The sequence below is a fragment of the Curtobacterium sp. 1310 genome (genome assembly GCF_017834105.1).
In the GTDB taxonomy this organism is placed as follows: domain Bacteria; phylum Actinomycetota; class Actinomycetes; order Actinomycetales; family Microbacteriaceae; genus Curtobacterium.
Genome location: NZ_JAFICY010000001.1, coordinates 681,048 through 695,705, shown reverse-complemented (window position 1 = coordinate 695,705; position 14,658 = coordinate 681,048). Strand labels below are relative to the sequence as shown.

The 14,658-nt window shown below is 71.5% G+C and carries 11 protein-coding genes and 2 tRNA genes; 12 read left to right on the top strand and 1 reads right to left on the bottom strand.

Translation table 11 applies throughout. From position 1 onward, the window contains the following. Window positions 1-161: 161 nt before the first annotated feature. From dnaG to JOD95_RS03190, 9 genes are all read left to right on the top strand, one after another. Window positions 162-2,087: a DNA primase gene (gene dnaG, locus JOD95_RS03230; protein WP_209683000.1), complete on the top strand. Its 1,926-nt coding sequence runs from the start codon at window positions 162-164 to the stop codon at window positions 2,085-2,087. Window positions 2,088-3,053: 966 nt separating this feature from the next. Then, complete coding sequence (locus tag JOD95_RS03225) at window positions 3,054-4,670, top strand: ABC transporter substrate-binding protein (RefSeq protein WP_066653919.1); 1,617 nt, start codon at window positions 3,054-3,056, stop codon at window positions 4,668-4,670. A gap of 84 nt (window positions 4,671-4,754) precedes the next feature. Continuing rightward, on the top strand, window positions 4,755-5,861 hold the full coding sequence (locus JOD95_RS03220) for an ABC transporter permease (RefSeq protein ID WP_209682997.1): 1,107 nt from the start codon (window positions 4,755-4,757) through the stop codon (window positions 5,859-5,861). Between the two features lie 2 nt (window positions 5,862-5,863). Continuing rightward, on the top strand, window positions 5,864-6,859 hold the full coding sequence (locus JOD95_RS03215; protein ID WP_066653922.1) for an ABC transporter permease: 996 nt from the start codon (window positions 5,864-5,866) through the stop codon (window positions 6,857-6,859). Further along, window positions 6,856-8,541, top strand: coding sequence for an ABC transporter ATP-binding protein (locus JOD95_RS03210; protein ID WP_209682994.1), 1,686 nt, complete (start codon window positions 6,856-6,858; stop codon window positions 8,539-8,541). The genes JOD95_RS03215 and JOD95_RS03210 overlap by 4 nt, the downstream gene beginning before the upstream one ends. Before the next feature lie 143 nt (window positions 8,542-8,684). Continuing rightward, window positions 8,685-9,623 (top strand): ATP-binding cassette domain-containing protein, encoded by a 939-nt coding sequence (locus JOD95_RS03205; protein ID WP_081984807.1) that lies wholly within the window; start codon window positions 8,685-8,687, stop codon window positions 9,621-9,623. Continuing rightward, window positions 9,620-10,642, top strand: coding sequence for a D-isomer specific 2-hydroxyacid dehydrogenase family protein (locus JOD95_RS03200; protein WP_209682991.1), 1,023 nt, complete (start codon window positions 9,620-9,622; stop codon window positions 10,640-10,642). The genes JOD95_RS03205 and JOD95_RS03200 overlap by 4 nt, the downstream gene beginning before the upstream one ends. 137 nt (window positions 10,643-10,779) lie before the next feature. Beyond that, a tRNA-Asn gene (locus JOD95_RS03195) sits at window positions 10,780-10,852 on the top strand. A 224-nt stretch (window positions 10,853-11,076) separates the two neighbouring features. Beyond that, complete coding sequence (locus tag JOD95_RS03190) at window positions 11,077-11,607, top strand: hypothetical protein (protein WP_209682988.1); 531 nt, start codon at window positions 11,077-11,079, stop codon at window positions 11,605-11,607. A gap of 62 nt (window positions 11,608-11,669) precedes the next feature. Here the strand turns inward: JOD95_RS03190 and def are convergent, their stop codons facing one another. After that, on the bottom strand, window positions 11,670-12,245 hold the full coding sequence (gene def, locus JOD95_RS03185) for a peptide deformylase (protein ID WP_066653925.1): 576 nt from the start codon (window positions 12,243-12,245) through the stop codon (window positions 11,670-11,672). A 39-nt stretch (window positions 12,246-12,284) separates the two neighbouring features. On the opposite strand from def, the gene JOD95_RS03180 reads away from it, so the two are divergent. From JOD95_RS03180 to JOD95_RS03170, 3 genes are all read left to right on the top strand, one after another. Beyond that, window positions 12,285-13,196 (top strand): DMT family transporter, encoded by a 912-nt coding sequence (locus tag JOD95_RS03180; RefSeq protein WP_174234721.1) that lies wholly within the window; start codon window positions 12,285-12,287, stop codon window positions 13,194-13,196. A gap of 157 nt (window positions 13,197-13,353) precedes the next feature. After that, on the top strand, window positions 13,354-14,565 hold the full coding sequence (locus JOD95_RS03175) for a glycosyltransferase (protein ID WP_209682986.1): 1,212 nt from the start codon (window positions 13,354-13,356) through the stop codon (window positions 14,563-14,565). A 13-nt stretch (window positions 14,566-14,578) separates the two neighbouring features. After that, window positions 14,579-14,652, top strand: a tRNA-Ile gene (locus JOD95_RS03170). Window positions 14,653-14,658 lie beyond the last annotated feature (6 nt).

Below are 14,658 nucleotides of genomic sequence, written 5' to 3'. Positions count from 1 at the left end.
GGGACCGGAGTGGCTCCTGCCCGGCCGCCGCGCGTGTCGACGTGCGCGCCGACCGAGGTGGGGCGCGTGCTGATCGTGCACCGCGCCTCCCGGCCGTCGTGCTCTCCACAGGCGGACACGGACCGTCCTCCGGCACCGGCCGCACGAACTAGGATCGAGGGGTGGCTGGCAGGATCGCGCGGAACGACATCGACGAGGTCCGCTCGCGTGTCAACATCGCCGACGTCGTCGGCGACCACGTCACGCTGAAGTCGGCGGGCGTCGGCTCGCTGAAGGGGCTCTGCCCGTTCCACGACGAGCGCTCCCCGTCGTTCCACGTGCGGCCGCAGGTCGGCCGGTACCACTGCTTCGGGTGCGGCGAGGACGGCGACGTCTTCGAGTTCATCATCAAGATGGACCACACGACGTTCCAGGAAGCGGTCGAGCGCATGGCCGCGAAGATCGGCTTCACGCTCCACTACGAAGAGGGCGACGGCCCGCGCACCGACTACAACCAGCGCGCGCGGCTGATCGCCGCGAACGAGGCAGCGCTCGAGTTCTACCAGTCGCAGCTCACCTCGGCGGCTGCCGAGCCCGCGCGACGCTTCCTCGGGGAGCGCGGCTTCGACCCCGCGGCAGCGCAGCACTTCGGCGTGGGCTTCGCGCCGCAGTCGTACGACGCCACGCGTGAGCACCTGCGGGGCCGTGGGTTCTCGATGGACGAGATCCTCGCGGCGGGACTCGCCGGACAGGGTGACCGCTCGCCGTACGACCGGTTCCGCGGACGCCTCGTGTGGCCGATCCGTGACGTGACCGGTGCGACGATCGGCTTCGGCGCGCGTCGGCTGCTCGACGACGACAAGGGCCCGAAGTACCTCAACACCCCCGAGACGCCGATCTACCACAAGAGCCAGGTCCTCTACGGGCTCGACCTCGCCCGGAAGGACATCTCCAAGGGCAAGCAGGTCGTGATCGTCGAGGGCTACACCGACGTCATGGCGTGCCACCTCGCCGGTGTGACGACCGCTGTCGCGACGTGCGGCACCTCGTTCGGTGTCGACCACATCAAGGTCCTCCGGCCGATGCTCGGCGACGTCAGCGGTGCCGACCCGAACGCCAACGGCGAGGTGGTCTTCACGTTCGACCCCGACGAGGCCGGGCAGCGTGCCGCCTCGCGGGCGTTCGCCGAGGAGCAGCGCTTCGCCGCGCAGACCTACGTCGCGGTGGCTCCCGGCGGGCTCGACCCGTGCGACCTCCGACTCGCGCGAGGCGACGACGCGATCCGCCGGCTCGTCAGCGCGAAGCGCCCGATGTTCGAGTTCATGATCCGTCGGACGCTCGACGGCCACGACCTCGAGACCGTCGAGGGGCGGGTCAGCGCACTGCGGGCCGCCGCGCCGGTCCTCGCCGGGATCCGCGACCGCTCCCTCACGCAGGGGTACGTCCGCGAACTCGCCGGGTGGCTCGGCATGGACATCCCGGACGTCCGGCGGGCGGTCGACTCGGCGCGTCAGCGCGCGTCCGCAGCGCGCACCGACCGGACGGGAGGCCCGGTGCCGGTCGGTCAGGCCGGTCCCGGTGGCGAGCTGGTCGCCCCGCCCGAGGAGCCCGTGGCCGGTCTGCGGCTGCTGCCGAACGACCCGATCACCCGGATGGAGCGCGACGCCGTGATGGCGATGGTGCAGCAGCCCGGGTACGTGGGCGCACCGCTCATCTGGCTCGCGGCCGGCGCGACGTTCTCGGCGCCGATGCTGTCGGTCGTGCGGGACGCCGTGGTCGCCAACGTCGACTCGATCGGTGCGGGGGACTGGCTCGACCGGTTGCTGCAGGACGTGCCGGCGCCGTTCCGCGGTCTCGTGCAGGAGCTCGCACTCGCGCCGATCCCGGCTCGCACCGACGAGGACCTGGCGCTCTACGCCCGGAGCATCGTCGTGGCCCTGGTCGAGCGGGACCTGCTCGCCCGCAAGGCCTCGCTGCTCGGGCAGTTGCAGCGGGCCGACCCGCACGAGCAGTCCGACCGGCGCGCCGAGATCCAGCGCCAGCTCGTCGACATCGACGCGCAGCGGATGCGCCTCCGCGCCGACGCCGAGGCGGCAGCGCAGGGCTGAGCCGTCCCGCGAGGGGCGGCAGCGCGTCGTCGCCCGGCCACTCGTGCTGGCCCGCTCGGTCGCGCGACCACTCGTGCTGGCCCGCACGGTCGCGCGGCGACTCGTGCTGGACCCCAGGGTCGCGCGACCACTCGTGCTGGACCCCAGGGTCACGCGGCCACTCGTGCTGGACCCCAGGGTCGCGCGACCTGCCGCGTGCGGTCGATCTGGTCGCAGGACTCGCCGCCGCGACCCGAACTGAGCGGCAGGTCACGCGACCAGGGCGCGAGCACCATCCGCCGTCGCCGTCGCCGCCGCCGCCGTCGCCGCCGCCGCAGCGGGCAGGTATCGCCGCGTGGATGACGTCGAGCGGGTGGGGATCGGTGCCCGGAGACGCCGAGGGTGACGTACTCCGCCCGCTCGGTGTCCCGCCGTGGCCCGGCCACTCGCACTGGCCGTTCCGGTCGCACGACGTGCCGTGTGCGGTCGTCCTGGTCGCACGACCCGCCGCCGCGGCCCGAACTGAGCGGCAAGTCGTGCCACCAGGAGGCGAGCACCACCGACCGGCGCAGAGCGGGCAGGACGTGCCGCGCGCGTGACGTCGGGTGGGCGGTATTTGTCGGCCGGGGAGGGCGAGCGTGACGGATCTCGCCCGCTCGGCAGCGGGCAGCGGGCAGCGGGCAGCCGGCAGCGGGCAGCGGACAGCCGGCCGCAGGCAGCCGCCCGCCCGCCCGGTGGCAGGCAGCGGCCCGACCTCCGGCCCCCCCGTTGCACCACGCAACTTTCGTGCGCGACACGCCGCTCCGTGACGCGTGCATCATGCGCCACGCGACGCGGTCGTGCATTACAAGGGTGTAAACAAATGTCCCTCGAATCGTGGACTTCCGTGTCAGGGTGGTACCAATGAGCGTTCCCGGCGGGCCTCACAGTCGATCCACCGCCCTCCGCGGGACCCCTTGCGAACCATCACCGAGAGAGAGAGCGGACATGGCATCCGTATCCAAGTGGGGCAGGCGCGGCATCGCGCTCGGCGCCGGGGCAGCAGCGACGGCGCTGGTGCTGACGGGCTGCGCGAGCAGCAGCGTCTCCGACACCGACCTCAACGGCCTGAGCATCGGCACGACGGACAAGGTCACGTCCCTCGATCCGGCCGGGTCCTACGACAACGGCTCCTTCGCCGTGCAGAACCAGGTGTTCCCGTTCCTGATGAACACCCCCGTCGGCAGCCCCGACGTCAAGCCGGACATCGCCGAGAGCGGCGAGTTCACGAACGACACGACCTACACGGTGAAGCTCAAGAGCGGGCTGAAGTTCGCGAACGGCAACGACCTCACCTCGAGTGACGTCAAGTTCTCGTTCGAGCGCGAGCTGAAGATCAACAACGAGAACGGTCCGCAGTCGCTGCTCGCCAACCTCAAGAGCATCGAGACCCCGGACGACACCACGGTCGTCTTCAACCTCGACCACGCCGACCAGACCTGGCCGCAGGTGCTCTCGAGCCCCGCAGGCCCGATCGTCGACGAGCAGGTCTTCTCGGCGGACGAGCTCACCCCGGCGGCGGACATCGTCAAGGGCAAGGCGTTCGCCGGGCAGTACGAGATCACCTCGTACAAGGAGAACGACACCATCCAGTACTCGGCGAACCCCGAGTACGACGGGCTCCTCGGCAAGGCGAAGACCAAGGAGGTCACCGCCAGCTACTACACCAAGGAGACCGACCTGAAGCTCGCCGTGCAGAAGGGCGACGTCGACGTGGCGTACCGCTCGCTGACGCCGACCGACATCGCCGACCTGCGCAAGGACGACTCCGTCAAGGTCACCGACGGCCCCGGTGGCGAGATCCGCTACCTGGTCTTCAACTTCAACACGCAGCCGTTCGGCGCGAGCCAGTCCGACGCGGACGAGGCGAAGGCCCTCGCCGTGCGCCAGGCCGTGGCCGACGTCGTCGACCGCGAGAAGATCGCGAAGGACGTCTACAACAACACGTACTCGCCGGTCTACTCGATGGTGCCGGACGGCCTGACCGGTGCCGCGAAGCCGTTCGAGGAGCTCTACGGCAACGGCAAGGGCGGCCCCGACGTCGACAAGGCGAAGGAGACGCTGTCGAAGGCCGGTGTCACCGGCAAGGTGCAGCTCGACATCCAGTACGCGCCCGACCACTACGGTTCGACGTCGGACGACGAGTACGCCGAGCTCAAGACGCAGCTCGAGAACTCGGGCCTGTTCTCCGTGAAGATCCAGTCGACGGTCTACACGACCTACGCGCAGGAGCGGACGAAGGACTCCTACCCGGTGTACCAGCTCGGGTGGTTCCCGGACTTCTCGGACGCCGACAACTACCTGTCGCCGTTCTTCACGAAGGACAACTTCGTGCAGAACCACTACGACGACCCGGAGATCCAGAAGCTGATCTCCGAGGAGCAGCAGGAGTCCGACAAGGACAAGCGCGCGCAGCTCATCGAGCAGGCGCAGGAGCGCGAGGCCACGCAGATCTCGACGCTGCCGCTCCTGCAGGGCAAGTCCGTGGCGGTCGCGGGCAAGGACGTCAAGGGCCTGACCCTCGACTCCTCGTACAAGTTCCGCTACGCCACCCTCTCCAAGTAAGACCGGCGTCGGCCCACGGGGGCGTTCCCACGAGGAGCGCCCCCGTGGCCACGTCCCGAACGGCACCGAAAGGCACCCGTCCCCGTGACCCTCAGCACCCCCGAGGCGACACCGGAGCTGGCCACCGACCCCACCAAGCCCCAGGCACAGCGACGTGCCCGTGGGCAGGGCGGCGGGCTCGGTCGGTACATCCTGGTCCGCTTCCTCCTCATCTTCCCGACGGTGTTCATCCTGGTGACGCTCGTCTTCTTCCTGATGCGCGTCATCGGGAACCCGATCACCGCCTCGGTCGGTGGCCGTCTGACGCCCTCGCAGCTCCAGGAACGTCTGCACGCCGCCGGCTACGACCGGCCGGTCATCGTCCAGTACCTCGAGTACCTCGGCGGCATCGTGCGCGGGGACTTCGGCACGACGTCGACCGACAACCGTCCGATCACCGAGGTCATCGTCACGTACGGCGGCGCGACCGCGGAGCTGGTCTTCTACGCGCTCATCGTCGCCCTCGTCCTCGGCATCCCGCTCGGCATGCTCGCGGCGTACGTCCGCGACAAGTGGCCGGACGTGCTGTTCCGAGCGCTCGCGATCCTGACGTACGCGACGCCGGTGTTCTTCGGCGGTCTGCTCCTCAAGCTCGTCTTCTCCGTCTGGCTCGGCTGGCTGCCGCTCGGTGACCGCGCCTCCACCCGGGTGTCGCTCATCCTCGACAACATCCCGGGTGCCACCGGCATCTACCTCATCGACGCACTCCGCACCGGCAACGCGCAGGTGATCGGCGACGTACTGTCGCACGCCGTCCTGCCCGCGCTGACGCTCGGCCTGCTCACCGCCGGCATCTTCCTGCGTCTGGTCCGTGCCAACATGATCGGCTCGCTCGGATCCGAGTACGTCGACGCGGCCCGCTCGCGCGGCGTCCGGGAGGCCCGGCTCGTCCGGACGCACGCCTTCCGTCCGGCGCTGGTCCCGATCATCACCGTGATGGGTCTGCAGATCGCCATGCTGCTCGGTGGGTCGGTGCTCACCGAGACCACGTTCGGCTGGCGCGGGCTCGGTTTCCAGCTCAACCAGTACCTGTCGGCCCGCGACTTCGTCGCGGTCCAGGGCATCGTCGCGATGCTCGCCGTGATCGTCGCCGTGACGAACTTCGTCGTCGACGTCGTCGCGGCGCTGATCGACCCGAGAGTGAGGTTCTAGCGATGGCCGACACCTCGCTCGTCGACCGCCACGAGCCGCTCTGGAAGCGGCTGCCCGTGGTGGTCCAGCTCCGCAGGAGCACCGGCTGGCAGCGCGCCATGCTCATCACCGGCGTGGTCATCTGCGCCCTGTACCTGATCGTCGCCCTCGCCGCGCCGCTCATCGCCCCGTACGGCTTCGGTCAGCTGCAGGGCGCCGACGGCCAGGGCTTCCCGCGCACCGCCCCGCCGAGCGCCGAGCACGTCTGGGGCACCACGGTCGGTGGCTTCGACGTGTTCAGCCGCGTCGTCTTCGGCGCGCGCACCGCGGTGCTCGTCGTCATCGTCGCGGTCGTCGTGTCGATCACGATCGGGGTCATCCTCGGCATGGTGTCGGGGTACGTCGGCGGCTGGCTCGACCGGGTCCTCGTCGTCGTCGCCGACGCGATCTACGCGTTCCCCTCGCTGCTGCTCGCCATCGTCGTGTCGATCGTCATCTCCGGCGGCAACTCGAGCTACACGGGCGGCATCGTCGCGGCGGCGATCTCGATCACCGTCGTCTACGTCCCGCAGTACTTCCGGGTCGTGCGTGCCGAGGCGGTGCGCCTGAAGAACGAGGCGTTCGTCGAGTCCGCGCGGGTCATCGGCACGAACCCGTGGCGCATCATGACCCGCCACGTGCTGCGCAACAGCACCAGGAGCCTGCCGCTCATCCTGACGCTGAACGCCTCCGACGCGATCCTCACCCTGGCCGGCCTCGGCTTCCTCGGGTTCGGCATCGGCCCGACCAGCGGCGCGGAGTGGGGCTACGACCTCAGCCGCGCGCTGTCGGACGTCGCGTCGGGCGTCTGGTGGACCGGTGTGTTCCCCGGCGTCGCGATCGTCGTGCTCGTGCTCGGCGTGACCTTCATCGGCGAGAGCCTCAACGACATCTCGGACCCGCGCCTGCGCGCCCGGAGGAGGCTGAAGCAGCTGGTCTCGCGGAAGCAGGCCGCCAGCACGGAAGGGGCGACGGCATGACCGACGCAGCGAACGACCAGCAGGACCGACCGGTCGCGGTCGTCGACGACCTGACCGTCACCTTCGCGACCGACGGCGGTGCCGTCGACGCGGTCAAGGGCGTCAGTCTCGACGTCCGTCCGGGCGAGGTCCTCGCGCTGGTCGGCGAGTCCGGCTCCGGCAAGTCGGTCACGGCCCGCAGCATGCTGCGGCTGATGCCCGAGACGGCGACGCTCGGTGGTGCGGTGTACCTCGACGGCACCGACGTGGTCAGCGTCGGGTCGGCCAAGCTCCGCGAACTCCGCGGCACGGCCGGTGCGATGGTCTTCCAGGAGCCGTCGACCGCGCTCAACCCGGTCTTCACGGTGGGGTGGCAGATCGCCGAGGGCCTCCGGGCGCACGGCGGCGTCTCGAAGAAGGACGCCCGCGCGAAGGCGATCGACTACCTGCGACGCGTCGGCATCCCCGACCCGGAGACGCGGGTCGACCACTACCCGCACCAGTTCTCCGGCGGGCAGAAGCAGCGCGTTGTCATCGCGAGTGCACTGGCCCTCGAGCCGAGCGTGATCATCGCCGACGAGCCGACCACCGCGCTCGACGTCACCGTGCAGGCCGAGATCCTCGACCTGCTCCGGCGCTGCCGCGACGAGTTCGGCGCCGCCATCGTCATCATCACGCACAACATGGGCGTGGTCGCCGACCTGGCCGACCGGGTCGCCGTCATGTACCAGGGCGAGGTCGTGGAGGAGGCACCGGTCGCGCAGCTCTTCGCGGACCCGCAGGCCGACTACACGAAGCGCCTGCTCGCCGCCGTGCCCCGGCTGGAGGCCTCGACCGGGACGGCCCGCCGAGCGGTGATCGCGACCGACGTCGAGCCCCTCGTCAGCGCGAAGGGGCTCGAGATCGAGTACCCGGGCCGCCTCGGTTCGCCCGCCTTCAGGGCCGTGAAGGGCGTCGACCTCGACGTCCGTCCCGGCGAGGTGCTCGGGCTGGTGGGGGAGTCGGGCTCCGGCAAGACGACGATCGGTCGGGCCATCGCGGGGCTCACCCGCGTCACCGGCGGGTCGCTCGAGGTCCTCGGCACCGAGATGCTCGGGTACCGCGAGCGGGACTTCAAGCGGCACCGCAAGGACATCGGGTTCGTGTTCCAGGACCCGGCGACCTCGTTCAACCCGCTGCTCACGATCGCCGAGTGCGTCGCCGAGCCGCTCGTCGTGCACGGCGAGGTGCGGAACCCTCGAGCCGCCCGCAAGCGCGTCGGCGAGTTGCTCGAGATGGTGCAGCTCCCGGCGTCCTACGGCGACCGGTACCCGCACGAGCTGTCCGGTGGCCAGCGGCAGCGCGCCTCGCTCGCGCGTTCGATCGCACTCCGGCCGAAGCTGCTCATCGCGGACGAACCGACGAGCGCGCTCGACGTGTCGGTGCAGGCCCGCGTGCTGGAGCTCTTCCTCGAGCTGCAGCAGGACCTCGGGTTCGCGTCGCTGTTCATCAGCCACGACCTCGCGGTCGTCGGCGCACTGTCGGACCGCATCGCGGTGCTGTACCGCGGCGACCTGGTGGAGACGGGCACCACCGCCGAGGTCCTCGGTGCGCCGCGGCACCCCTACACGCAGCGGCTGCTCGCGTCGCTGCCCGTGCCGGACCCGGCGGAACAGGCGGAGCGACGGCGTACGCTGGTGGCACTGGAGAACGCCGGGTCCTGACCCGACGCGACCGGCCGGGAGGCACGGCGTTGCGTCGTCGACGCACGCCGCGCCTCCCGGCCGGTCACCTCCGGCGAACCACCGACGACGCGACACCGGTCCGTCGCGCAACCGCCGCCAGGGGGCGGCGCGGAAGGGGACCCATGATCGCGGTGAACGGCCCGGCGGTCGTCGCAGACGACGTCTCGATCGAGTACCGGGGCGTCCGCGGATCGGAGCCGATCCGCGCGGTCGACGGGGTCAGCCTGACCGTCCGCCAGGGCGAGATCCTCGCGCTCATCGGTGAGTCCGGTTCCGGCAAGAGCACCTTCGCCGCCGCGATCGCCGGGCAGCTCGGCGCGACCGGCGAGGGCGAGGGTGCGCACCGGCGACAGATCGTCGGCGGCGAGCTCACCGTGCTCGGTCAGCACGTGCGCGGGCTCCGCCCGTCCTCGCGGAAGGCGCAGCGGCTGACCGGCCGCATCGGGTACCTGCCGCAGGACGGCGCCGACCGGCTGAGCCCCGACCTGACCGTGGGCGAGGCGATCGCCGAACCGATCTACCTGCGCGACCGGCGGTTCGACCGCAAGGAGGCCGGGCTCATGGTCGCGCGGCTGGTCGACGCCGTGCACCTGCCCCTCGGCGTCATGCGCCTGAACACGTGGGAGCTGTCGAGCGGGCAGCGGCAGCGTGTCGCCCTCGCACGCGCACTCATCCTCGAGCCGCAGCTCCTCGTCGCCGACGAACCCGCACGCGGCGTCGACGTCCTGGTCCGTCAGTCGGTGCTCGAGGCCCTGACCAACCTGCAGCGCGGCCGGCAGTTCTCGGCCGTCGTGGTGTCGAGCGACCTCCGCGAGGCCCGGGCGCTCGCGGACCGCGTCGGTGTGCTCGCCGAGAGCCGCCTGGTCGGGCTCGGCACCTTCGACGAGGTCCTCGACAACCCCGTCGACCCCTACGTGCAGACGCTCGCCGCGACCGCGTCGCGCCCGGTGAAGCGTCGTCCGACCGCGACCACCGCCCCGCGGCGCTCGTCCGCCCCCCGTCGTCCGGTCGGTGCCGGGGCGGGCACCGCTCCCCGGGCCGAGCGTCAGGAGAACGCATGAGCACCACGACCGCACACGACACGGCGAGCAGCCGCGGACACCGCGCGGTCGTCACCGACGCGGGCGCCCCGCTCCCCGTCGACGCACCCACGGCCGGACCGGTCGCGATCCTGCCGACCGCGGCCGACCTGCACGCGGACGCCGTGCGGGCCGCCGGCGGCACGGTCGGCGACCTCGGCGCGGACACGCGGGGGATCGTCTGGCTCGACGCCCGTGACCCCGACGGGCTCGCGGCGGCGTTGGACCAGGGGGCCTCGGTCGGCTGGGTCCAGCTGCCCTTCGCGGGCGTCGACGCCTTCGCCCACCTGATCCAGGAGCACGGGGACCGGGTGCTCTTCACGTCGGCCAAGGGCGCCTACGCGGAACCCGTCGCCGAGCACGCCCTCGCGCTGACGCTCGCGACGCTCCGGGTGCTGCAGAAGCGCGCCCGCGCGACGTCCTGGGCGACCGAGCCGGAGGGCGTGTCGCTCTACGGGCGGAACGTCGTGGTGATCGGCGCGGGCGGGATCGCCCTGGAGTACATCCGGCTCGTCGCCCCGTTCGAGGTCTCCGTGACGGTCGTGCGCCGCTCGGACGACCCGGTGCCGGGAGCCGACCGCACGGTCACGACCGACGCCCTGGACGAGGTGCTGCCCGACGCCGACGTGGTCGTGGTCGCGGCAGCCATGACCTCGGGGACGGCGAAGCTGTTCGACGCGCGCCGGTTCGGACTCATGAAGCCCTCGGCGCGTCTCGTGAACATCGCACGCGGGGGACTGGTCGACACCGACGCGCTCGTCGCGGCGCTGCGCGAGGGCACGATCGCCGCCGCCGGCCTCGACGTGACGGACCCGGAGCCCTTGCCCGACGGCCACCCGCTCTGGGACGAGCCGGGTGTGGTCGTCACGCCGCACCAGGCCGACACCCCGGACATGGTCGCGCCGCTGCTGGCCGAGCGCGTCCGGGCGAACACCGCCGCGTTCCTGTCCGGCTCGGGCGACGGGTTCGTCGGCGTCGTGGACCCCGTCGCGGGCTACTGAGCACCGACGGCGCCGGGCCCGGCCGGGGAGCTCGACGACGCGGCGCGCCCGGGATGCGTGGCCGATGCGCGGAGCGGGCTCGGGGTGCTGCTATGCTGTTACCCGTTGTTCGCACCACATTCGCCAGCGGACAGTGATCCTCGATAGCTCAATTGGCAGAGCAGCCGGCTGTTAACCGGCAGGTTGTTGGTTCGAGTCCAACTCGGGGAGCGACAGGCCCTCACCCTCCGGGGTGGGGGCCTCTTGCGTTCCCGGGGTTCGGCGCCCTTGCCGCTACCGCGAGACTCGGCTCCGCGGACGGTTTCGCGGGCACCGGACCACGAACGTGTCCGCACGGCCGGATCTCGTGCGGAGCCGGCGCTGGGCACCGGCCGGTGTTCGGCTTCCGGCTGGCTCGCAGGCGCTGCCCGGTCGCAAGCTGTTAGCGTTCACAGGTGATCACCGTGCGCCGGACCCTCGCCGCGGCGTTCGTCGTCCTCGGAGCGGTGGCGCTCACCGCGTGCACCGCCGGGCAACCGGAGCCGGAGGACTCGCTCGACTCCGCAGCACGGTCCGAGGTCTCCGCGACGGGCAGCGCGCCGATCGTCTTCGCGTTCGTGTGCAGCGGCGCCGCGGACGACAGCAGCGGCGCGGGCAGCGACACGACCGGTGACGACGCCGACGGCACGGGGGAGACGTACACGACGTACGCCGCCGTGTGGGAGGCCGAGCGCACCGGATGCCGGGCCGAGCGCATCACGGGCACCGAGATGTCGGCGCAGCAGCGGGCCGCGGTCCGGGCGGCCGACGGTACCGCCACGCTCGAGGAGCTCGCGGCGACCTGCGCGGAGCGCGGAGCGTCGCCGTGGCGTGACGGCGTCTCGACGCCGGAACAGGCCGAGCTGGCGGCCGGACTCGTCGCGTACTGCCCCGGTCACCCCGACCGGGACCGCCTGCAGGAGTCGCTGACGGCCTACCGGGGCTGAGCCGGGCCTCCCGGCCGACCGCCGGTGCCGCGCTGGGACGTGCGCCGGAGCCGACCGCGCGGTCAGCCCTCGGGGTGGTCGCGACCGGGGAGCCAGGACTTGCCCGGGCCGCCCCAGCTGCTCTTGCGGATCGCCTTCGCGACCTGCTTGCCGTACGGGTGCACGAGCCGGTCGGCGTAGAGGTAGCCGTCCAGGTGGTCGTACTCGTGCTGGAAGACGCGGGCGAGCCACCCGTGGGCCTCGACCTCGAAGGGCTCCCCGTGCTCGTCGACCGCACGGAGCAGGGCGCCCTCGGCCCGACGCAGCGGGAAGCGCTCACCCGGGATCGAGAGGCAGCCCTCGGACTCCTCGTCCTCGTCGAGCTCCTCGACCGTCTCCGGCACGGGCGGGGTGGTCCAGAGCACCGGGTTGATCGCGACCCCGCGGTGCAGGACTTCGTCGTCGTCGGTCCACGAGTACACGAACAGGCGCTTGCCGACCCCGACCTGCGGACCCGCGAGACCGACCCCGGGGGCGAGGTCCATCGTCTCGTACATGTCCTGCACCAGTGCGCGGAGGTCGTCGTCGAACGCGGTGACCTCGGCAGCGCGCTCGTGGAGGACGGGTTCGCCGGTGATGCGGATGGGGAGGACGGGCATTCACCCAGGTTATCCGGCGAGGACCGGTAGCCTCGTCGCGTGACGACGGACCTCCCGATCCCGGACGCGGTCAACCTGACCCCGTTCCAGGCCCTGATGATCCCCGTCGCGCTCGTCGGCGCGGTCTTCCTCTCGCTGGGAGCGCAGTTCCAGAGCCGCGGGGTGCAGCGCGTCGAGGCCCGGCTCGGTCGGCAGTCGAAGGGGCTGTCGGTGCGGCACGTCCTCGGGCTGCTCGGTAGCGGCTGGTGGGTGCTCGGCACGCTCATGCTCGGTCTGGCCGTCGTGCTCCAGCTCATCAGCATCACGAACGCCCCGCTCATCGTCGTGCAGCCGCTCGGCGCCGTCGCGCTCGTCATCACCACGTGGTTCTCGTCACGGTCCTCCGGGGTGCCGCTCGGACAGCAGGCGCGACGGGCGGTCTGGACCTGCATCATCGGTGTCGGGATCTTCGTCGGCATCGCCGCCGTCGTCGGCCGCGAGAGCGCGATCACCCACGAGCAGCTCGTGACGATCCTGGTGGTGCTGGCGATCGTCCTGGTGGCCGTGTTCCTGTCGTTCCGCTTCGCGGCGAAGCGGGCGAGCGCCATGTACTACATCGTCGTGGCCGGGGTGCTCTACGGCTTCGTCGCGACACTGGCCAAGGTCGTGCTGAACCGGTTCCTGCACGGCACGTTCGACTGGCTGACCGCGATCGCCGTCGTCGGGGTGATCGTCGCCGCGGTGCTCGGCGGGTACTTCGTGCAGAACGCGTACTCGAGCGGGTCCGCCGACCTGGTGATCGCCGGCCTCACCGTCATCGACCCGATCGTCGCCGTGGGCATCGGCGTGATCGTGCTCGGCGAGGCTGCCGGGGCGCCGTGGATCGCGGTGGTCGGCTTCCTGGTCGCTGCGGTGATCGCCATCACGGGCGTGTTCCTGCTCGCGAAGCACCACCCCGAGACGCGGCGCTGACCGCGGTCGGCGTCGTCGGTCGCGTCCGCGGTCGCTGACGGCGTCGGTGGTCGCTGTCGGCCGTCGGCGTCGTCCGCGCGGCTGACGCGGGCGCTCGGGCCCGTGCGGTACCGTCGAGGCCCGACCAGCAACCGCCCACGAGAGGACGACGCCAGCCGTGTCAGAGGACGCCACCACCGCCACCGCCGAGTCGACGGGTGCGACGGGCGGGTCCCGACCGCTGCGCGTCATGATCGCGGCCGACACCTTCCCGCCGGACGTCAACGGCGCCGCGACCTTCGCCGAGCAGCTCGCCGTCGGGCTCGCGGAGCGCGGCCACGAGGTCCACGTCGTGGCCCCGGCGTCGAGCGCCCACCACGGCACGTTCGACGAGGAGCACCGCGGCGTCGTCCTCACCGTCCACCGGCTGAAGTCGTACAAGTGGCCGTGGCACGCGTGGCTCCGCTTCGTGTGGCCGTGGAGCGTCCGCAAGTGGACGGGTCCGATCCTCGACGCCGTCCAGCCGGACGTGCTGCACATCCAGTCGCACATCGTCATCGGGCGCGGCATCGTGCAGGAGGCCCACGAGCGCGGCATCCGCATCGTCGGCACCAACCACTTCATGCCCGAGAACCTGCTCGAGTACGTCCCGTTCGGCCGTCGCACGCTGCCGATCGCGCTGAAGATCGCGTGGAACGACGCCGCCAAGACCTACCGGCTCGCCGACGCCATCACGACGCCGACGGTGCTGGCCGCGGACTACCTCCGCGAGGCCATCGCCGGGCAGCAGGTCCTCGCGATCTCGTGCGGCATCGACGCGTCGCGCTACAGCGCCCGCAGCGGTCGCCCCGCGGGGAACGACATCGTGTTCGTCGGCCGGGTCGCGCCGGAGAAGAACCTCGACGTGCTCGTCCGGGCGCTCCCACTGCTGCCGAGTGAGCTGCACGCGACGCTCACCATCGTCGGTGGCGGCGAGATGATCCCGAAGTTGAAGACGCTCGTGCAGGAGCTCGGGCTCGAGGACCGGGTGCGCTTCGCCGGCTTCGTGTCGGACGAGGCGAAGCGCCAGGCGCTGACGAACGGCACTGTCTTCGCGATGCCGTCCACCGCCGAGCTGCAGAGCATCTCGTCCCTCGAGGCGATGGCGTCCGGGCTGCCGGTGGTGGCCGCGGACTCGATGGCACTCCCGCACCTCATCGACGGCAACGGGTACCTCTTCACGCCCGGCGACGTGCAGGACCTCGCTGCGAAGCTCGCACAGGTGCTGCAGGCGTCCGACGACGACTACCAGGCGATGCGGGAGCGCAGCCTGGCCATGATCGAGGCACACGACATCAACCGCACGCTCGCGACGTTCGAGTCGCTGTATCGTGGGGAGTCGGTGGCCTGACGGTCCCCGACGAGGGGCGGTAGCCAAGCTGGTCAAGGCACTCGGCTCATAACCGAACGATCGCGGGTTCAAGTCCCGCCCGCCCTACGTGCA